Annotated in this window: 22 protein-coding genes; all 22 read right to left on the reverse strand. The window is 31.9% G+C overall.

Annotated elements, in window-relative coordinates:
• Positions 1-47 precede the first annotated feature (47 nt).
• Positions 48-1,079, reverse strand: a complete 1,032-nt coding sequence (locus I6U48_RS05290) for a rod shape-determining protein (RefSeq protein ID WP_218319366.1) — start codon at positions 1,077-1,079, stop codon at positions 48-50.
• 89 nt (positions 1,080-1,168) lie between these two features.
• Entirely contained in the window at positions 1,169-1,423 is a 255-nt protein-coding gene (gene spoIIID, locus I6U48_RS05295; protein WP_066627492.1) for a sporulation transcriptional regulator SpoIIID, read from the reverse strand.
• 106 nt (positions 1,424-1,529) lie between these two features.
• Positions 1,530-2,252: a M23 family metallopeptidase gene (locus I6U48_RS05300; RefSeq protein WP_218319367.1), complete on the reverse strand. Its 723-nt coding sequence runs from the start codon at positions 2,250-2,252 to the stop codon at positions 1,530-1,532.
• 149 nt (positions 2,253-2,401) lie between these two features.
• Positions 2,402-3,457 (reverse strand): stage II sporulation protein D, encoded by a 1,056-nt coding sequence (spoIID, locus tag I6U48_RS05305; RefSeq protein ID WP_246615212.1) that lies wholly within the window; start codon positions 3,455-3,457, stop codon positions 2,402-2,404.
• A 185-nt stretch (positions 3,458-3,642) separates the two neighbouring features.
• The gene (gene murA, locus I6U48_RS05310; protein WP_218319368.1) at positions 3,643-4,902 is read right to left on the reverse strand and encodes a UDP-N-acetylglucosamine 1-carboxyvinyltransferase; all 1,260 of its coding nucleotides are present in this window, start codon (positions 4,900-4,902) and stop codon (positions 3,643-3,645) included.
• 23 nt (positions 4,903-4,925) lie between these two features.
• On the reverse strand, positions 4,926-5,633 hold the full coding sequence (locus I6U48_RS05315; RefSeq protein WP_218319369.1) for a hypothetical protein: 708 nt from the start codon (positions 5,631-5,633) through the stop codon (positions 4,926-4,928).
• Positions 5,634-5,885: 252 nt separating this feature from the next.
• The gene (locus I6U48_RS05320; RefSeq protein ID WP_218319370.1) at positions 5,886-6,287 is read right to left on the reverse strand and encodes a F0F1 ATP synthase subunit epsilon; all 402 of its coding nucleotides are present in this window, start codon (positions 6,285-6,287) and stop codon (positions 5,886-5,888) included.
• A gap of 169 nt (positions 6,288-6,456) precedes the next feature.
• Positions 6,457-7,851 carry a F0F1 ATP synthase subunit beta gene (atpD, locus tag I6U48_RS05325; protein WP_218319371.1) on the reverse strand — a complete coding sequence of 465 codons (1,395 nt, stop codon included), beginning with the start codon at positions 7,849-7,851 and terminating at the stop codon, positions 6,457-6,459.
• Between the two features lie 12 nt (positions 7,852-7,863).
• On the reverse strand, positions 7,864-8,715 hold the full coding sequence (gene atpG, locus I6U48_RS05330) for an ATP synthase F1 subunit gamma (RefSeq protein ID WP_218319372.1): 852 nt from the start codon (positions 8,713-8,715) through the stop codon (positions 7,864-7,866).
• Positions 8,716-8,736: 21 nt separating this feature from the next.
• Positions 8,737-10,251 carry a F0F1 ATP synthase subunit alpha gene (gene atpA / locus I6U48_RS05335; protein ID WP_218319373.1) on the reverse strand — a complete coding sequence of 505 codons (1,515 nt, stop codon included), beginning with the start codon at positions 10,249-10,251 and terminating at the stop codon, positions 8,737-8,739.
• Positions 10,252-10,261: 10 nt separating this feature from the next.
• Positions 10,262-10,801, reverse strand: a complete 540-nt coding sequence (locus tag I6U48_RS05340) for a F0F1 ATP synthase subunit delta (protein WP_218319374.1) — start codon at positions 10,799-10,801, stop codon at positions 10,262-10,264.
• A gap of 2 nt (positions 10,802-10,803) precedes the next feature.
• Positions 10,804-11,283 carry a F0F1 ATP synthase subunit B gene (locus I6U48_RS05345; RefSeq protein ID WP_218319375.1) on the reverse strand — a complete coding sequence of 160 codons (480 nt, stop codon included), beginning with the start codon at positions 11,281-11,283 and terminating at the stop codon, positions 10,804-10,806.
• 57 nt (positions 11,284-11,340) lie between these two features.
• On the reverse strand, positions 11,341-11,586 hold the full coding sequence (gene atpE / locus I6U48_RS05350) for an ATP synthase F0 subunit C (protein WP_218319376.1): 246 nt from the start codon (positions 11,584-11,586) through the stop codon (positions 11,341-11,343).
• A gap of 26 nt (positions 11,587-11,612) precedes the next feature.
• Positions 11,613-12,281 carry a F0F1 ATP synthase subunit A gene (locus I6U48_RS05355; protein ID WP_218319377.1) on the reverse strand — a complete coding sequence of 223 codons (669 nt, stop codon included), beginning with the start codon at positions 12,279-12,281 and terminating at the stop codon, positions 11,613-11,615.
• A 16-nt stretch (positions 12,282-12,297) separates the two neighbouring features.
• Complete coding sequence (locus tag I6U48_RS05360; RefSeq protein ID WP_218319378.1) at positions 12,298-12,660, reverse strand: ATP synthase subunit I; 363 nt, start codon at positions 12,658-12,660, stop codon at positions 12,298-12,300.
• Positions 12,661-13,324: 664 nt separating this feature from the next.
• Entirely contained in the window at positions 13,325-14,473 is a 1,149-nt protein-coding gene (gene wecB, locus I6U48_RS05365) for a non-hydrolyzing UDP-N-acetylglucosamine 2-epimerase (RefSeq protein WP_218319379.1), read from the reverse strand.
• A 61-nt stretch (positions 14,474-14,534) separates the two neighbouring features.
• Positions 14,535-15,569, reverse strand: a complete 1,035-nt coding sequence (locus I6U48_RS05370) for an MraY family glycosyltransferase (protein WP_218319380.1) — start codon at positions 15,567-15,569, stop codon at positions 14,535-14,537.
• A 60-nt stretch (positions 15,570-15,629) separates the two neighbouring features.
• On the reverse strand, positions 15,630-16,118 hold the full coding sequence (locus I6U48_RS05375) for a deoxycytidylate deaminase (RefSeq protein ID WP_218319381.1): 489 nt from the start codon (positions 16,116-16,118) through the stop codon (positions 15,630-15,632).
• Positions 16,119-16,504: 386 nt separating this feature from the next.
• On the reverse strand, positions 16,505-17,134 hold the full coding sequence (upp, locus tag I6U48_RS05380) for a uracil phosphoribosyltransferase (protein WP_218319382.1): 630 nt from the start codon (positions 17,132-17,134) through the stop codon (positions 16,505-16,507).
• A gap of 91 nt (positions 17,135-17,225) precedes the next feature.
• Positions 17,226-17,675, reverse strand: a complete 450-nt coding sequence (gene rpiB / locus I6U48_RS05385) for a ribose 5-phosphate isomerase B (protein WP_218319383.1) — start codon at positions 17,673-17,675, stop codon at positions 17,226-17,228.
• A gap of 96 nt (positions 17,676-17,771) precedes the next feature.
• Positions 17,772-18,230, reverse strand: a complete 459-nt coding sequence (locus I6U48_RS05390) for a low molecular weight protein arginine phosphatase (protein WP_218319384.1) — start codon at positions 18,228-18,230, stop codon at positions 17,772-17,774.
• A gap of 23 nt (positions 18,231-18,253) precedes the next feature.
• Positions 18,254-19,306 carry an L-threonylcarbamoyladenylate synthase gene (locus I6U48_RS05395; RefSeq protein WP_218319385.1) on the reverse strand — a complete coding sequence of 351 codons (1,053 nt, stop codon included), beginning with the start codon at positions 19,304-19,306 and terminating at the stop codon, positions 18,254-18,256.
• Between the last annotated feature and the right edge of the window lie 213 nt (positions 19,307-19,519).

The raw sequence follows: 19,519 nt of genomic DNA on the forward strand, positions 1-19,519 counted from the left end.
CTTTTTATTATACTGTCATTTATATGATTAAAAAATAATTTTCCAAACTAATCTATTAATGTTATATCATCTCCAGTAAATGTAACTTCCATTTTGTCCAAATATTCTAATACCTTGCCTGTCCCTAAAGCTACGCAAGAAACAGCCTCCTCTGCGACATATACAGGAACTTTAGTTACTTCTTGTATCAGATTACTAAGACCATTTAATAACGCTCCCCCACCAGTCATAACTATACCTTTATCAGCTATATCTGCTGCTAGTTCAGGAGGCGTTTTCTCTAATACTGAATGAGTAGTTTCTGCTATTGCATTTACAGTTTCTCTTAATGCTTCCCTCATTTCATCTGAGGACACAGCTATATTTTTAGGAAGACCTGTAATTAAATCTCTTCCTCTTATTTCCATTGTAACTTTTTCTTCTCGTTCAAATGCAGAACCTATATTAATCTTTAAATCTTCTGCGGTTCTCTCTCCTATCATAAGTTTATGTTCTTTTCTTATGTATCTCATTATAGCCTCATCAAACTTGTCTCCTGCAACCTTTATAGATGCTCTTACAACTATTCCACCTAGTGAAATAACTGCTACATCAGTGGTTCCTCCACCTATGTCTATAACCATATTTCCACTTGCCTTAGTTATATCAAGACCTGCTCCAATTGCAGCTGCTAGAGGCTCCTCTATTAGGAATACCTTTTTAGCTCCTGCATTTTTAGCTGCATCAATTACAGCTCTTTTTTCTACTTCTGTAGCTTCACAAGGAACGCAAACCACCACTCTAGGAGCTGACATTCTCTTCTTTCCACAAGCTTTAGTTATAAAATACTTTAACATTTTTTCTGTTATATCGTAATCTGATATAACCCCATCCCTTAACGGACGAATTGCCACAATATTACCTGGCGTTCTACCTATCATTTGCCAAGCTTCTTCTCCTACTGCTAAAACCTTATTTTTACTCTTATCTATAGCAACTACTGAAGGTTCTTTCAATATTACACCTCTACCTTTAATATAAACTAGCACCGTGGCTGTACCTAAGTCAATTCCCATATCCGTTCCTATACTAAAAAACATTCCTTAATTCACTCCTACTCTCCCCTAAAAATTTTGCTACCTTAATGTGAAATTTGTCTATCTTCATATTTATTATAATCGGAATGTTTTTAACCTTCAATAGCTTTATATTTCATTTTAGTTGCTTTTCCGCCTCTTATATGTCTTTCGGCTTTATTATAATCTAATATAATTTTTGCCTCTTCAGCAATTTGAGGATTTATTTTAGGTAACCTTTCTGTCATATCTTTGTGTATTGTGCTTTTGCTTACTCCAAAAACTTTAGCCGTTTTTCTTATTGTAGCTTTCGAACCTATAATATACTTTGCAACTTCTAAAACTCTTTCTTCAATGTAATCTTTCAAAGACGGTACCTCCTTAACCCTTCTACATTTATAATATGCTAATTTGTGTTTTTAAATTCATTGTATAGGCCATTTTCCGATAAGCTTCTCGGAAAATGGCTAATTATTAATATTTTAAGTATTTGCTTGGGTCAACAAAATCTTTGCCCTTCAGTATTGCAAAATGTAAGTGATCACCATACTTTTCATAAGCTGATCTTAATGTACTTTTGCCAACTACGCCTATTGCTGTACCCTTTGTTACTACTTGCCCTTTAGTAACTTTTACCTTTGGATCTAAGTTTGAATAAACTGTTTTAATGCCATTCTGATGATTTATAACAATTTCTACTCCATCTTGTGTTGCAGCATTAACTTCTTCTACTTTTCCGTCTGCAACAGCAAGTACAGGCTTTCCTAAGTCTGCCTTTATGTCATATCCAAGATTTGGTCTATAACTGCTAGTAGACTCCCAAAATACAGGATCTTCAGAATATGCTCTTGCCAAAGTTCCATCTACTGGTTTCTGAAAAGATGTAGTTACTGAACTAGAAACTCCCTGTGAACTATTGTTATTTTTAGGTACAACTATTTCTGATTTAGTATTTTTCTTTACTTGTAGGGCATTATCATAATTTAAAGAAGATTCATTTCCAGCCTTTGCTGTTTCTTTATTTTCTTTTTGTTGTACTGAACTGCTTTGTTGTGCTGGTGTATTATTTGTATGTTTGTTATTTTTAACCGTTAAGGCTGCCACAGTAGCAACAATACACAGACAGATGAACAATATTAAGTAAAAGCCCTCCTTCTTTAAGAAATTTAATGTTTTGTTGAAAAAATTTTTTTCCATACGAACACCTCCTTTTTGTAGTTTGTCCAGACGATAGAAAAAAATACATAGTTTTCATATTTTTTCTAATTTTTTTTTGTATATTTTTATTGAAATATACAAAACAGATTAGAAGATTAAATCTTCTAATCTGTTTTAATGTTAAGAATCTATTTTATCTTTACGATTTCAATTCCACTATAATAATGCTTAAGTATTTCTTTATAATTTTTCCCTTGCTTTGCCATTGCATCCGCTCCCCACTGACTCATACCTACTCCGTGACCATAACCAGTACAATCAATCTCCATATTATTAGAGTTAAATTTAATGTTAAAATTACTTGAATTTAATCCCATAATACTTCTGAACTTGACACCAGATATAGTAATTTTACCAATTTTAATTTCTTTTACTGACCCACCTTCGTTTCTGTCTTTTATATCAACCTGATTTTTTATGTTTAATAGATTTATTCCCGAATTTGAATACTCTGAACTTATTTTTCTAATAAACTCCAAATATGAAATTTTCAAGCTACTTCTAAACTTTGGTGCACGTTCTTCTCCTGGACTATATACACTTTTTAAATAAGGCCTATCATCCTTAAAAACATCTATCCCATTTTCTGTTTTACCACCACTTACTGCAAAAAAAAGAGGTTCATCTATGACTTTTCCATTGTAGGTTAAAACCTCTCCAGACGTTTCTTTCACAGCTTCTGTAACCTTATTCCAATATTCCTCTCCTTTACTAACCGGCCAGCTTTTTAATCTATCATTTTTGTTCATAAAAACTTGACATTCTACTGTATCACAAACATTAGCTCCAGTATTGCTTTTATATTTTTTTCCGCCATATTCCTCCATGTGCGCCAACGCAAACGTTCTAGCAGCTACTGCTTGAGCCTTTAACGCTTCAATTCCAAACTCAACAGGCATTTCTGCCGCAACAACTCCTATGATATACTCTTCAAGGTTCATATCAACTACTTCGTTTTCTTTTGTAATAAATACTTTTAATTTAGTACTCTCTTTACTATTATCATTAAATATTATATTACTAGATTTCATTAGGAACTTAGGAATAGCAGATTTTATAGAATTACCTATTTCTCCATTGGGAATTGATACCAATAAAGAGAGCACTATAATAGAAATTATACTTATCAATACAAGTAAGAAAAAACTTTTAATTTGTAATAATATATTCATTCTTCTTCTCATATTATGTATCTCCTTAACTTTATAAAATGTAATATTATATTTTTATTGTTAAGGATCAAAAATTATTACCACTTTATAATTATTCAAATTTCCATTTAATTTGAATAATTAATTTTATAATCTAAAAAAGAGAAGATATTTGTTCTAATCTTCTCTTTTATCTCATATATTAATACTGTGGGACCTTACATCTTTAACCTTTCAATATCAGCACCTAGCCCATGCAATTTTTTCTCTATGTTAACATATCCTCTATCTACATGGTATATATCAGTAACTTCTGTTTCTCCTTCAGCAATTAGCCCACAGAGTATTAGTGCTGCACCTGCTCTTAAATCTGTTGCTCTAACCTCTGCACCAGTTAGTTTATTAACGCCTTCTATAACAGCACTTCTACCGTCAATTTTAATGTTTGCTCCCATTCTTTTCATTTCTGTAGCATGCATGAATCTATTCTCAAAAATTGTTTCTGTTATAATACTAGTTCCATGTACTGAACATAGAAGACCTGACATTTGAGATTGCATATCCGTAGGGAAGCCCGGATACGGCATAGTTTTAATATCAATCGGTTTTAATTCTTTGTCTGCATCTACTATCATACTACTGCCTTCTATTTCTATACTAACTCCAGCTTCTGTTAACTTAGCAATTACAGGCTTTAAATGTCCCTCATTTATTCCATTAATCTTAATTTTACTTCTAGTTATAGCTGCTGCGGTCATAAATGTCCCTGCCTCTATCCTATCATATATGGGCTTGTGGGTAGTTCCTTTCAATTCATTTACTCCTATAATGCGAATAGTACCTGTACCTGCTCCAATTATATTTGCTCCCATACAATTTAAAAATTTTGCCAAATCCTCAATTTCTGGTTCTTCAGCTGCATTTTCAATAATAGTCTCTCCTTCTGCTGTTGTTGCTGCCATCATAATGTTTTCTGTGGCTCCCACAGATGGAAAGTCTAAATAAATTTTGTTTCCTATAAGTTTTTTTGCCTGAGCTTCTACATATCCATGTCCCACACTAACCTCTGCTCCAAGCGCACTAAATCCTTTCAAATGCAAATCTATAGGTCTAGTTCCTATATTACATCCTCCTGGCAGAGATAATCTAAACTTACCAAATCTCGCTATCATAGAGCCCATAATCAGAAATGATGCTCTCATCTTTTTTACCAAATCACTAGAAGCCTCACAATCTTTGATATTAGAAGTATCAATTAAAATTCTATTAGTATTGTTATCTATATCTATTTTTGTGCGGATAGTTCTTAGTACATCACTAATAACAAAGACATCTTCAAGCATAGGTGCATCTTCTATTATACACTTATCACCACTTAATATACTGGCTGCAATAATCGGCAGTATAGAATTTTTGGCAGTACTTATGTTTACTTCCCCACATAATTTTTTTCCTCCTTTAATTACTATTTTATCCATAATTATCCTCCATTCTACAATTGCTAATATGTTACAATTAGTTCAGGTGTTCCGATAATTACATAACTTCCCGAAGGATATTTGCAAACTGCATAATTAAAATCTATTATCTTATTATCGCTCTGTATTGAATCATAATTTTTTGTGTAAGCTACAGTACTATATCCATTTTCTAAGCCAATAGTATTAATATTGGCTGATCTATGATCTTTCAAAAGTGCTAATACTTGATTATTTATCTCTTCTATATTTGCATTAGTTGATTTTGCTTTTAAATACTCAAAATATTTAGCATCAATTTTTTCATATTCAAGGCATTTTTGAAGCTTATTTTTTAAATCTTCCAAATTATTTTTACTATCTTTTTTTACAATATTTACTGTTACAACATTATAATCTTCATATTTTATTGTTTCTATGTATCCTTTTAAATAGTTATCTCCAAATTCTATAGAATAACCTTTTCCATCCTTTAATTCTTTTTTATCAAAGTTTCTAAAAAAGCCAAAGTCCTTTAATATATAATTTGCAATATCCTCATCATTGTTCTTTGTATTAAAAGTTGAAGTTATTCCATATTCTGTAGTGGCACTATCAGTTACTATCAAAATATCATTAAATAAATCAGTATTTTTTTTTGCTAATGAAAGATTACCAAAGAAAACAGTAATAATAAATGTTATTACTATAATTAATAATGAAATTCTTTTTTTCAATTTATATTTACTCATACAAATTGCTCGTATGAGTATACACCCCCCTTAGTTTTATACTTAGATTATGTACAACTAAGATAAGTGTTATTCAGTTTAATTACTTTATTAAAAAATTTTTGCAAATAAAGATTGAAGTTTTTATTTAAGGTTTGTCTGCTTCAATATATTATCAATATATAAAGCCCCATAAAGAAATGTGATAGAATAAAAAGATTTTATCGCAAAAATAACACGAAACTACTGTTTCGTGTTATTGAAATAATTATATTATTTTAATTTTAACCTTGCAAGTGCTCTTGATAAAGCCAACTCTGCTCTAACTACATCAAGATTATCTTGGTTCTTATCTTTTAATCTTTCCTCGGCTCTCTTTTTAGCCTCTTCAGCTCTTCTAAAGTCAATTTCTTCAGGTGATTCGCATACATCACATAAAATTTTAACTTCGTTATCTTTTACTTCCATAATTCCAGATGAAATAAAAGCTTTAAATTTATTTCCGTTTTTTTCAGTGATCTCTGTAACATTAGGCCTTAATGTCGTCACTAAAGGCATATGATTAGCAAGTATTCCTATGCTTCCTCTAGTACTCTCCGTTATTATTTCTGTAACTTCACCACTATAAAATTCCCTTTCAGGAGTAAGGATATTTAACTTTAAAGCGTCTGCCATATTAATCTCCTTCTCACAAGTAATGTGAACAACTCCAAAGATGGAGCTTCCTGCTTCCGTAAATATAATAAATATATTCCTATCCAGGCATAAAATCGGGCAGTTCCTACCCTACTGTACATATACATAAAGTTAGACAGTATATACTGTCTAACTTTATAATCAAATATTAACTTTCCATCATAGCTTTTGCTTTAGCTATTACTTCTTCTACAGTTCCTGCAAATAAGAATGCTGCTTCTGGTAAATTATCATATTTACCATCAAGTATTTCTCTGAATCCTCTTACAGTTTCTTTTATAGGAACATACGCACCCTTCATCCCTGTAAACTGTTCAGCAACAGAAAATGGTTGTGATAAGAATCTTTGAATTCTTCTAGCTCTTATAACTACTAATCTATCTGTTTCTGAAAGTTCATCTACACCAAGGATTGCTATTATGTCTTGTAACTCCCTATATCTTTGAAGTATATGCTTAACATCTGATGCTACAGCATAGTGCTCTTCCCCAACTATTCTTGGATCAAGAATTCTTGAGCTTGACTCTAGCGGATCAACTGCTGGATATATACCAAGCTCTGTTATAGCTCTTGAAAGAACTGTTGTAGCATCAAGGTGAGAGAATGTAGTTGCTGGCGCTGGGTCAGTCAAGTCATCTGCAGGTACATATACAGCCTGAACAGATGTAATAGAACCTTGCTTTGTTGAAGTTATTCTTTCTTGAAGCGCACCCATTTCAGTTGCAAGTGTTGGCTGGTATCCAACCGCACTTGGTATTCTTCCAAGTAAGGCTGAAACTTCTGAACCAGCTTGTGTAAATCTAAATATATTATCTATAAATAGAAGCACATCCTGACCTTGATCTCTAAAATATTCTGCCATAGTAAGACCTGTTAGCGCAACTCTCATTCTTGCTCCAGGAGGCTCATTCATCTGACCGAATACCAATGCTGTCTTATCAATAACTCCAGATTCCTTCATTTCATAATAAAGGTCATTACCTTCTCTTGTTCTTTCTCCAACACCTGTAAATACTGATAGACCACCATGTTGTTTTGCTATATTATTTATTAATTCTTGAATAAGAACGGTTTTACCAACTCCAGCACCACCAAATAGACCTATTTTTCCTCCTCTTTGGTATGGTGCAAGAAGATCTATAACCTTAATACCAGTTTCAAACATTTCTGGCTCTACAGATTGATCTTCGAAACTTGGTGCTGGTCTGTGAATAGGATAAAATATATCCGCAACAACTTCTCCAGCTTCATCAATTGGCTGTCCTAATAAGTTAAAAAGTCTTCCTAAAACTGGTGCTCCAACTGGTACAGATATAGGTGCTCCTGTATCAACAGCATCCATATCTCTTTTTAAACCATCTGTTGCTTCCATAGAAATTGCTCTAACTATGTCATCTCCAACATGTTGAGCTACCTCTGCTATAAGCTTTTTATCGCCTCTATTTATTTCTATGGCATTGTATATGTTAGGAAGGTTATCTGTGCTAAACTTTATATCTACTACAGGTCCTATAACCTGAACAACCTTGCCTATGTTTGGCATTAGTGTCCCTCCTTACTTTTGAGCTTCTGCTCCTCCGACTATTTCGGAAATTTCCTGAGTTATAGCACCTTGTCTCTCTCTATTATATTTAAGATTAAGTGCATCTAATAACTCATTAGCATTCTTTGTTGCTCCATCCATAGCGCTCATTCTTGAACCTTGTTCACTTGCTTTTGAATGAAGCATAAAGTTTAATATTTGCTGTTTTAGTTGCATAACTATTACATCATCTATCATTTCATCAATAGATGGTTCAAATTTAACAAACTGCCTTTTCACTTCAGAATTTTTATTTTCTAAAGGAAGTATTTTTTCTACAGTAACCACCTGTTTTACGGTAGAATGAAATCTTGTATATATTATGTAAACTTCTCCCACTTCAGCTTTACGATACATATCTAATACTTTATATGTAATAGCACTTGATTCTTCCAATGTAGGAACATCAGGTATATCTACATACTCTGCTGTAGTTTGGAAATTCAGTCTATTAAAATACATTCTTCCCTTCTGACCTACTGAAAGCAATAAAGAATTCTCTCTATCTTTTACTATTACTTCTGCTGCTTTATTTACAACATTAGCATTAAATCCACCACAAAGTCCAGAATCAGAATTAAGCGTAATATAAAGTTTTTTTCTACCTTTATTACCATGTATATAAATACTTTTATCTTCAGCTCCATTAACAAATTCACTCATAACAGCACTAAAAGATTTTGAGTATTTATCATTTAACTCAAGTTTATTTCTAACTTTTCTGAGTTTAGAGGTGGCAATAAGTCCCATGGCTTTTGTTATTTTTTGGGTACTGGTTATTGATTTAATTCTTCTCTTAATTGCAACAAGTCCTGCCCCTGCCATACTTCACCTCCCACAAAGGAATTACACCTCTGCTAAAAATATTTTTTTATATTCTTCTATAGCATCGCCAAGTCTCTTTCCTAAATCATCTGATATTACTTTTTTGTCAACTATCTCTTGACCAACTTCTCTATGATGAGTATCCATAAATTCCATGAATCCTTTTTCAAAGGCTCCAATTTTATCTACTGGAACATCTAGTATATGTTCATTAACTCCTGCATAAAGAATCATAACTTGCTTTTCTACTGGTACTGGCTTATATTGAGGCTGTTTTAATATTTCCATTAACCTCTTACCTTTTTCAAGTCTTTTCTTTGATTCTTTATCAAGATCTGAACCAAACTGAGCAAATGCTGCAAGTTCTCTATATTGTGCAAGGTCAAGTCTTAATGATCCCGCAACTTGTTTCATAGCTTTTATTTGAGCATTACCACCAACTCTGGATACGGATATACCAGCATTAACCGCTGGTCTTTGTCCTGAATAGAATAACTCAGATTCAAGGAATATCTGACCATCTGTTATAGAAATAACATTAGTTGGTATATATGCAGTAACGTCTCCTGCTAGAGTTTCTATTATCGGAAGCGCTGTAAGTGATCCTCCACCAAGCTTATCTGAAAGTTTTGCTGCTCTTTCAAGAAGTCTTGAGTGTACATAGAATACATCTCCAGGATACGCTTCTCTTCCTGGTGGTCTACGAAGTAATAGTGACATTGTTCTATAGGCAACTGCGTGCTTAGACAAATCATCATATACTATAAGTACATCTTTCCCTTGATGCATAAAATATTCGCCCATTGTACAACCTGCATATGGCGCAATATATTGTAATGGTGCTGTTTCTGATGCTGTCGCTGATACAATTATTGTGTAATCCATAGCTCCTATCTCTGTAAGGTTGTTATATATATGAGCTACAGTTGATTGTTTTTGTCCTATAGCAACATATATACATATAACATCTTTACCTTTTTGGTTTATTATTGTATCTATTGCTATTGCTGTTTTACCTGTCTGTCTGTCTCCTATTATTAATTCTCTTTGACCTTTTCCTATTGGTATCATTGAGTCTATAGCTTTAAGACCTGTTTGCAATGGCTGCTTAACAGATTGTCTTGTTATAACTCCAGGAGCTATAAGTTCAACTGGTTTTGTTTCTGTTGTTTTTATTGGGCCTTTTCCATCTATAGGCTGGCCTAATGCATTTACAACTCTGCCGACGATTGCATCGCCAACTGGTACTTCAACAACTTTTCCAGTACTTTTAACTACATCTCCTTCTTTTATACCTTTTTCAGAACCTAAAAGAACGCAACCAACATTGTCCTGTTCAAGGTTTAGAGCCATACCATAAACATTGTTTGGGAACTCTAAAAGTTCTCCTGCCATACATTGGCTAAGACCATAAACTCTGGCTATACCATCACCTATTTGAATTATTGTACCTGAATCAACTGTCTCTATTTTCTTTTCATATTTTTCAATTTCCTGTTTAATAATCGAAGTTATTTCTTCAGGTTTTATGTTCATAGGCTCACCTCTATTCTCTCTTAAGCATTAATTTTTTCATTTCTTCAATTTTAGATTTTACTGTTCCATCTATTACTTCATTATCAATTTGAAGATAGACACCTCCAAGTACGCTTGAATCTAGCTCCTCTTCTAGCAAAATCTTTTTATTGAACTTTGTCTCAAGTTTTTTAATTAACTCTTCCCTCTCATCTTCTTGTAGTGAAACAACTGTTTTAACTTTAGCTATAACAGTATTCTTCCTTTGAAGATCTATTTTTTCCATTTCCTTAAGCTTGCCTTCAAGCTCTAGTATTCTACCTTTATCTATTAGTACAAGTAAAAAAGATAGTAAATCCTCTTCCACTTTACCTTTAAATACATCAGTAAATAATTTCTTTTTGCTTTCAGTACTAACTTGAGGATGTTTGATGAGTTCCTTAAAGTCATTGTTATTCTTTATAAGGTTGACAATATCTCTTAATTCTTGTAAATATCGCTCTACATTTCCCTTTTCTTCTGCAACTTTATAAAGTGCAAGAGCGTATCTCCTATCTAAATATTCATGCATAGTTAGATACCTACCTTAGCTATAAAGTCCTTTATAAGTCTCCTATGTTGTTCTTCATCGATTGATTGTTCTAAAGCTTTTGAAGATATTAAAACAGCTAAATCTACAACTTGATTTTTTACTTCATCTGCTGCCTTTTCTTTTTCTCTTTCTGCTTCAATTTTTGCTCTTGAAACTATAGTTTGAGCTTCTTCATGAGCCTCTTTTAGTACATCTGAGGAAACTTTTTCGGCTTTATTTTTATAATCTTCAACAATTTTCTTTCCTTCGCCTCTAGAACTTTTTAGTAGTTCTTCATGTTGAAGAACTAATTGTTTTGATTTTTCTTCATTGTCATTGGTATTTTTAATTTTAGTAGTAATTTCTTCTTGCCTTGTTGTAATTGTGTCATCAACACGTTTGAAGAAATAATGCTTTAAAATAAGATATAATATTCCAAAGTTTATTATAGTTATTATGACCCTTATTTTATCAATTTCCATATTAAGTTTTAAGCCTCCCCTCTGAATATATGTAAATTGGTGAGGTAATCATTGGAATTAAACTTTAAATACTAGAATAATAGCTATTAATAAAGCATAGATAGCTGTTACTTCTGATAATGCTGCACTTACGAAGAAGGTACTTAATATTTTACCACTTGCTTCTGGTTGTCTTGAAACTCCTTCAATTGCTTTACCAGCAGCTGTACCAACTCCAATACCTCCACCTAGGCATCCAATCGCTGCTAAACCAGCACCTATCGCTGCCATACCTGATATGAATGAATGTGCGTCTAAATTCATAATAAAATCCTCCTTAATAATAATTATTAGTGTTCAGCTATAATTTTTATATTCATCATTGTTAACATAACAAACACTATCATCTGTATTGACCCGTCAAATAAATCAAAGAATGCATGAAATGGAATTGGTATTAGAAATGCCATATGACCCATTCCACCATATATCATTCCAAGAACTACAGCCCCTGCTGTCAAATTACCGAATAGTCGCAGACTCAATGACACTGGAAGAACCAGCCTCTCCACTATATTAAGTGGTAACAATGGCAGTACAGGTTCAGTATAAGCCTTAAAATAATGTCCAAGTCCTACTCTTTTTATCGCATTAAATTGAACTATTATAAAACTTATTAAGGCCAATCCTGCAGCAACGCTTAAGTCCTCTGTTGGTGCTTTTACTCCAATTAATGGAGTGAAATTCATGATTAGAATAAAAATCGCAAGAGTTCCTACATATGGTACAAATTTTATGTACTCTTCACCCATATTTTCGCTAACCAAATTTCGTATTGCTTCAAAAATCATTTCCACAACACTCTGTTTTTTGTCAGGCACTTTTTTTAGATTGCTTGTAGAAACCTTAGCCAAGATGGCTACAAGAATAATAATAATCCATTGCACCATAATACTAGAAGTTATATCTATCTTTAGTGCTCCCAGAACTATTGTAAACAATGGTTTCATTTCTTCCACTTTATCACATCCTTTCTTATTTGTTTTCAATGACTGAATATATATATACCCCAAATAAATGAGAAGTATATCCAAACAAATATGCTGCTACATTATATTTATTGTATTTAAAAATAATATATCCTATAGCTGCGGCTATAACAATTCTTAGAATAAAATTTAAAATATATAGACTTGCAACTGAATTTCTAAATTTTTTAAATAACAATTGACCTAACAAAATATTAATACAAAAATTAATTATAGCAACAATTATTCCAATAAATACAAAAATCCCATAATCCTTAATCAAAAATTGTACTAAAATGCTTAATACAATTCCAATTAGTAAATTAATAATGGGTACTTTCTTTATCATGTCTAAGATGCTTTTATCCAAAACCGACCTCCTCAACCATAGAAGTTTAGTAATTATATTTTACAAATTTTAGTTCATTTACATTTTTGTCTCTAAAATAATTAAATTCATATATTTAATTATTGTTCCATTTACCATAAAATTTATAAGAATTGAATTGAATTTTAATGAAAATAGTCTAACTCTAAAAAGTAATTTGGTTTGTAATTTTAAGAGACTATTATTAAATACTATTTTAAAAGCACACCTTTCCTTGAGATGCATTAAAAATAAACTTTCACTTTTATATTAATTTAAATATTTACATGATAATCTATTATATAATTTAAAGAAACATAAATAAAATCCTACATTTCATCTATAAATTCAATATTTAGCTTTAATAGTCGATTTTTTAACAATATAATTGAATTTTATCTTCATTTCTTCAATTTTATTAAATTTACTAAATTAAAAGAGAATGTCCTAATATAAAATCATTTTTTTAAATATATCGAATTTTCTCTGAATTGCCTGTGACCGCTTTAAATTTCTCTATTTTTATAATCTCAAAATTGTCAAAATAATAAAAATTTTTGAATTAATCTTAACTGTACATTTCAAATTATAATAATTTTTTTCAATAAAGTCCAGTATTTAAAACTAACTTTTCTTAATAATATGTCATTAGCTAGAAATTAAATTTCTAGCTAAATTCTTTATAGTTAATTTTTTCCATATCAAAATACTCTAATATTGCAGCTTCAATTCTTCTTGAAGCCTTTCCATCTCCATAGGGATTTATAGCTCTGCTCATTTTTTCATATTCCTTAGAGTCTCTTATCAATTTATTTGCAGCGTCCACTATATTCCCTTTATCAGTTCCAACTAATTTTACAGTTCCTGCCTCTACAGCCTCAGGTCTTTCAGTAACATCTCTTAAAACTAGTACTGGTTTTCCTAGATGTGGAGCCTCTTCTTGAAGTCCACCTGAATCTGTCATAACCATGTAGCACCTATTCATCAAATTATGAGTTTCTTTCGTATCTAACGGACTTAACAGATGCACTCTGGATGTATCCCCTAAAATTCTATAGACTACATCCTTAACCACAGGATTTAAATGGACTAAATATACTATTTCTACATCCTCATTTTGCTCAACTATATCTTTTAATGCATTGCAAATGTTTTCTATTCCTTCTCCCCAATTTTCCCTTCTATGCGCTGTAACCATTATTACTTTACTGGTATTATATTTAATATCGTTAAGTTCTTTGTTGTCGAATATATAACTATCTTCTACTGTAAATTCCATAGCATCAATAACAGTATTTCCTGTAACAAATATATCCTTTTCATTAATTCCTTCTCTCATTAGATTTTGTTTTGAACCCAGTGTCGGTGCAAAATGTAAATCTGCCATTGCTCCCGTAAGTTTTCTATTCATTTCCTCTGGAAAAGGAAAATATTTATCAAAAGTTCTAAGTCCAGCCTCTACATGTCCTATTTTTATTTTTTGATAAAATGCTGCTAAAGATCCTGTAAAAGTAGTTGTTGTATCCCCATGTACTAAAACTAAATGAGGCTTTTCCTGTAAAAATACCTCTTCAAGTCCTTCCAACACTTTGGTGGTTATTCCTGTTAAAGTTTGCCTGCTTTGCATAATATTTAAGTCAAAATCTGGACTTATATTAAATAATTCTAGCACCTGATCGAGCATCTGTCTGTGCTGTGCAGTTACACAAACTTTATTTTCTATTCTAGGGTTTTTCTCTAATTGTTTCACCAATGGTGCCATTTTTATGGCTTCCGGTCTTGTTCCAAATATTGTTATAACCTTAATCTTATCCATATAAATATACCTCCATTTTTCTAAAAGCAACTACAATTCAATTTTGTTATCTAAGTGTTAACTATTCTCTATGCTCAAAAAAGCCATATTTCCAAGCCATAATTACCAAAGCTACCATAACAAGTGCTAATAAAAAATAAGATCTCGGAGTGCTTATCTGCATTGCTATTATTGCAAAACTTCCAAGTACAGCACTTATTAAATACATTATTATGACTGCTTGCCTTTGAGTAAGCCCCATATCTAGCAATCTATGATGAAGATGCCCTTTATCAGCCTGCATTATAGGTTTGCCATTTATCTTTCTTCTAATCATCGCAAAAAGAGTATCATATATAGGTATTCCTAGTGCAAGTATAGGTACCGCTATTGCAAAAGCAGTTGCAGACTTTATTGCTCCTTTAATAGATATTGCAGACAGTAAAAATCCTAATAATTGTGCTCCTGTATCTCCCATAAATATTGATGCAGGATTAAAGTTATATGGTAAAAATCCTAATATAGACCCTGCCAATATTATAGTTAATACTGGTGCTTCTATTCCTGCATTTTTATTTATTAAGGCTATAATAAACATAGTAATTGCAGAAATAAAGGCAACTCCTGCCGCCAGACCATCTAAACCATCAATTAAATTTAAAGCATTAGTGATTCCTACAACCCAAACTATTGTCATTGGAACTGAAAGTAATCCTATATTAGTATAAAGTTCTGAACTACTTATTGGATTTGTTATTCGAACTATTGTAACTCCATAAAAAGTTAATGCTAAAGCTGCTGTTATTTGAAATAGTAACTTTTGCCACGGCTTTATATCAAATTTATCATCCAAGAATCCACCTATTGCTATAATCGTTGCTCCTATTATTATACCTGTTTCAGACCTAGACAATTCACCAGGTTTTAGTATCAGAGTTATTACAAAAGAAAAATATATCGCTAACCCACCAAGAAGTGGTATAGGCTTTTTATGTATTCTCCTATTATCTTTAGGAATATCTATAGCTTTTATTCTCACTGCAAATTTTTTAATAACTGGCGTAAGTACGGCAGAAATAATTATTGAGACTGCTGCTAAAATATATAAACTATTCATAAATTAACCTTCCTTATTTGTATTGAGCAATACTTCAACTAAATAATTACTTATTCTAATCTAATAACATCCGTCTCCTTCTAGAGAATCGTCATTTTCAACCCACTCATTTACCCATATGTCTCTATAAATCGTTTTAGTATCTCGTATTATAACTTTGTCAATTCCCGCGTTAATTATAAATCTTTTGCATAACGAACAAGGAGACGCATTATGTACATAATCTCCTGTGCTACACTCCTTGCCAACAAGATATATAGTTGCTCCTATCATATCTTGTCTTCTTGCAGATATAATAGCATTTTGTTCAGCGTGAACAGATCTACACAATTCATATCTGGTGCCTCTTGGCACTTTTAGCTCTTCTCTTCTACAATAGGCTAAGTCACAACAATTTTTTCTTCCTCTAGGCGAACCTGTGTATCCTGTTGATATTATTTCGTCATTTTTCACTATTAATGCTGCAAAATTGCGTCGCAAACAAGTTCCTCTTTCTAATACAGTTTCACATATATCTAAATAATAATTATTTTTGTCTATTCTATTCATATATTTCCTCCATTTTCTGTTTTCAACCCCCTTTTATTCTATAATAAAAATCATTTAAATAAAAGCATTCTTTAATTCTTAACTTAAAAAAATTGTGAATCAATCTTTTTATTAGAGGACAGTGGACAATTGACAGTAGACATTGAAGGAGGATTTTTCTCTGCTACACTACGAAAAATCTTTAATTTAGTTTTACCTTTGGTAAATAAGGTTTAATTAAGCTATGCCTAATTAAACCGATGATGTTTCGCTTTAGCGAAACGAATTCACAAGAAATAAATTAGTTTTCCGACGTAAGGAAGAAAACTCACCTTCACTGTCCTCTGTCAACTGTCCTCTTAAAAATAAAAAGCAGTGAAATACCTCACTGCTTGCTTTTACACATATTATTTAGTTCCGTATAATCTATCTCCTGCATCTCCAAGACCAGGTACTATATATCCCTTTTCATTTAATTTTTCATCTATGGATGCAACATATATATCTATATCTGGATGCGCATCCATAACAGCTTTTATACCTTCTGGTGCAGCTATAAGACACATTAATTTTATATTTTTAGCACCTTTTTGCTTTAAAAGAGTAATAGCATCTGCAGCTGAGCCTCCCGTTGCAAGCATAGGATCAGTAACTATTACATCCCTTTCTCCTATATCTTGTGGAAGCTTACAAAAATATTCCACTGGTTTTAGTGTCTCTTCATCTCTATAAAGTCCTATATGACCAACTTTTGCTGCAGGTATAAGTTTTGTCATACCTCCAACCATTCCAAGACCTGCTCTTAATATAGGAACTATGGCCATTTTTTTCCCTGCAAGCATTTTACATTTTGCTTTACATATTGGTGTCTGAATTTCCACTACTTCAAGTTGTAAATCACGAGTTACTTCGTAAGCCATAAGCATAGCTACTTCTTCAACAAGTTCTCTAAAATCTTTTGAGCCTGTATTTTCATCTCTTATCAGAGACAGCTTATGTAATATTAATGGGTGTGCTATTTGTGTTACTTTACTCATACGTTTTTACTCCTCCTAAATATAACGCACAGAATTTAAAGCTCTAAACTTAAATTCTGATCTTTATTTGTTAAAATACTAATTATAATATTTATTTGCTATATTTTTTTTCAATTTCAGCAATGCCATCTATTCTTCTTTGATGTCTTCCACCTTCAAATTTAGTATTTAAGAATATATCTACTATATCTAAAGCAAGTCCTAAGCCTACAACTCTTTGACCTAAAGCAAGTATATTTGCATTATTGTGTTCTCTACATGCATGTGCGCTAAAAGTATCACCACATACTGCAGCCCTTATCCCTGGAACCTTATTGGCAGCTATACTTATACCTATTCCAGTTCCACAAACCAATATGCCTAAATCACAGTTTTTACTTACTACTTCTTCTGCAACACTTAGAGCAAATCCTGCATAGTCACAAGATTGTTCTGTATATGTTCCACAGTCTTTAATTTCTATACCTTTTGCTTCTAAATGTTTTATTACTTCATTTTTTAACGGTAATCCCGCATGATCGCTTCCTAATGCAATCTTCATGTTAAAACACCTCCAAAATATAGTGTTACTATAATTTTAATAATTTATTTTAGTAAATTACTAATTATCACATTGCAAAAAAAGAAGATAATAACATTATAAAATGCCTCTACCTTCTTTCAATTTGTCCAATAGCAATAAAATGCTCTTTTCTAATTGTCTATATGTATATCTATAAATTTCTATATCTCCTCCAAAAGGGTCAACTATATCATCTTTCATAGATACATATTCATTTAGAGTATAAATTTTATGCTTTAATACTGGAAATCTAACGCTCAAAAAATCTCTTATATAAGTTGTCATGGTTAAAATCAGTTCTGAATTTTCTAACATATCTTCAGTAAGTTGGATTGCATATCTTTCACTTAAATCTACATTGTCCTTCTCCTTAACAATAATTGCAGAATTTTTTGAAGTTTTACTATTGTTTACTACAGCTATACCAGCAGAGATTGCTTTAATTTCTTCAATATCACATCTATCATTAAAAATAGCTTCCGCCATACAGCTTCTACACGTATTTCCAGTGCAAACAAATAGTATATTTCTCATGAGCAACCTCCTAAAATACAAAATTATACATTAATAATATCAAATCCAGCTGATTTTTTTAGTCTGTTCATTACAGCTACTCCTACACCCTTTTCCTCAAAGGCTTCAGAAATTATTACATCAACCTTCTCATCATCAAACTTTCTAAGGGTTTCAAACAAACTGTGCGACACACTTATCATATTTTCTCTACTTCCTAAAGATATAATTACACCTTTAGAATAGTATTCCATGGTTTCATCTGTAGCCATTATTCCAACTACTTTATTTTCATCTATATAATTTTGCACTATTTTATTGATTTTTTCAATAGTTTTTTTCAAATCTCCTTGAACTATTTTTACAGGAGCCTTAGGTGCATAGTGTCTATATTTCATCCCTGGCGCTTTAGGTTTAAAATCCTTTTCTGGCTTTATCATTACAGCTGGGTCTATATACGTATTTTCATCTACCTCTTTCAACATTTCTAATGTTATACCACCTGGTCGTAGAACACAAGTAGGTTGAGTAGTACAATCTATAACAGTAGATTCAAGACCAATATCACAAATTTTTCCACCAATAATATAATCTACCTTTCCGCTTAAGTCTTCAACACACCTTTGTACATCAGTCGGACTAGGTCTTCCAGAAATGTTAGCTGATGGTGCAGCTATAGGTACTTTAGCAGCTCTTATAAGTTCCCTAGCAATAATATTTGATGGCATCCTAATTCCTACACAGGGCAATGATGCACTTGTAACATCTGGTATAACTGAAGACTTGGGCAATATTATTGTCATCGGTCCTGGCCAAAACCTTTCCATAAACTTCTTAGCAAGCTCAGGAACTTCAGATACCAATGCTTCGATTTCTTCAACATCTGCTATGTGAACTATTAAAGGATTGTCCTGAGGTCTTCCTTTAGCTTCAAAAATTTTTTTTACAGCTTTAGTATCTAATGCATTGGCACCAAGTCCATAAACAGTCTCAGTTGGAAATACAACCAAGCCTCCAGAGCGAATGACTTCCCCTGCCTTCTGCATTATATCTTTATCCAGTTTATTTTCATCAACCATTACTATCTTTGTATCCATTTTGTTTTCTTACCACCTTTTATTTCTCTTTAACGTATAACCATCTAATTAGTCCTTATTTCATTATACTTCACTATTAAGTTAAATTACATGAATTTAGAAGATTAATACAATTTAAGTAATTACTAACGCATTTTAATTGTTAATTATAATTTAATATAATCTATATTTCAATATTAACACAAAATTTTTTCAAAATAAAAAAAGACTGCA

This window comes from Clostridium thailandense, assembly GCF_019207025.1.
GTDB lineage: Bacteria > Bacillota > Clostridia > Clostridiales > Clostridiaceae > Clostridium_AM > Clostridium_AM thailandense.

Excerpts from the sequence above, each read along its gene's own strand:
- I6U48_RS05300 (WP_218319367.1), bottom strand. The coding sequence starts at position 2,252 with ATGGAAAAAAATTTTTTCAACAAAACATTAAATTTCTTAAAGAAGGAG.
- I6U48_RS05290 (WP_218319366.1), bottom strand. The coding sequence starts at position 1,079 with ATGTTTTTTAGTATAGGAACGGATATGGGAATTGACTTAGGTACAGCC.
- atpA (WP_218319373.1), bottom strand. The coding sequence starts at position 10,251 with ATGAACATAAAACCTGAAGAAATAACTTCGATTATTAAACAGGAAATT.
- I6U48_RS05340 (WP_218319374.1), bottom strand. The coding sequence starts at position 10,801 with ATGCATGAATATTTAGATAGGAGATACGCTCTTGCACTTTATAAAGTT.
- upp (WP_218319382.1), bottom strand. The coding sequence starts at position 17,134 with ATGAGTAAAGTAACACAAATAGCACACCCATTAATATTACATAAGCTG.
- I6U48_RS05370 (WP_218319380.1), bottom strand. The coding sequence starts at position 15,569 with ATGAATAGTTTATATATTTTAGCAGCAGTCTCAATAATTATTTCTGCC.
- I6U48_RS05345 (WP_218319375.1), bottom strand. The coding sequence starts at position 11,283 with ATGGAAATTGATAAAATAAGGGTCATAATAACTATAATAAACTTTGGA.
- wecB (WP_218319379.1), bottom strand. The coding sequence starts at position 14,473 with ATGGATAAGATTAAGGTTATAACAATATTTGGAACAAGACCGGAAGCC.
- I6U48_RS05390 (WP_218319384.1), bottom strand. The coding sequence starts at position 18,230 with ATGAGAAATATACTATTTGTTTGCACTGGAAATACGTGTAGAAGCTGT.
- atpG (WP_218319372.1), bottom strand. The coding sequence starts at position 8,715 with ATGGCAGGGGCAGGACTTGTTGCAATTAAGAGAAGAATTAAATCAATA.
- I6U48_RS05375 (WP_218319381.1), bottom strand. The coding sequence starts at position 16,118 with ATGAATAGAATAGACAAAAATAATTATTATTTAGATATATGTGAAACT.
- atpE (WP_218319376.1), bottom strand. The coding sequence starts at position 11,586 with ATGAATTTAGACGCACATTCATTCATATCAGGTATGGCAGCGATAGGT.
- I6U48_RS05320 (WP_218319370.1), bottom strand. The coding sequence starts at position 6,287 with ATGGCAGACGCTTTAAAGTTAAATATCCTTACTCCTGAAAGGGAATTT.
- spoIID (WP_246615212.1), bottom strand. The coding sequence starts at position 3,457 with ATGAGAAGAAGAATGAATATATTATTACAAATTAAAAGTTTTTTCTTA.
- murA (WP_218319368.1), bottom strand. The coding sequence starts at position 4,902 with ATGGATAAAATAGTAATTAAAGGAGGAAAAAAATTATGTGGGGAAGTA.
- I6U48_RS05395 (WP_218319385.1), bottom strand. The coding sequence starts at position 19,306 with ATGGATACAAAGATAGTAATGGTTGATGAAAATAAACTGGATAAAGAT.
- atpD (WP_218319371.1), bottom strand. The coding sequence starts at position 7,851 with ATGCCAAACATAGGCAAGGTTGTTCAGGTTATAGGACCTGTAGTAGAT.
- rpiB (WP_218319383.1), bottom strand. The coding sequence starts at position 17,675 with ATGAAGATTGCATTAGGAAGCGATCATGCGGGATTACCGTTAAAAAAT.
- I6U48_RS05315 (WP_218319369.1), bottom strand. The coding sequence starts at position 5,633 with ATGAGTAAATATAAATTGAAAAAAAGAATTTCATTATTAATTATAGTA.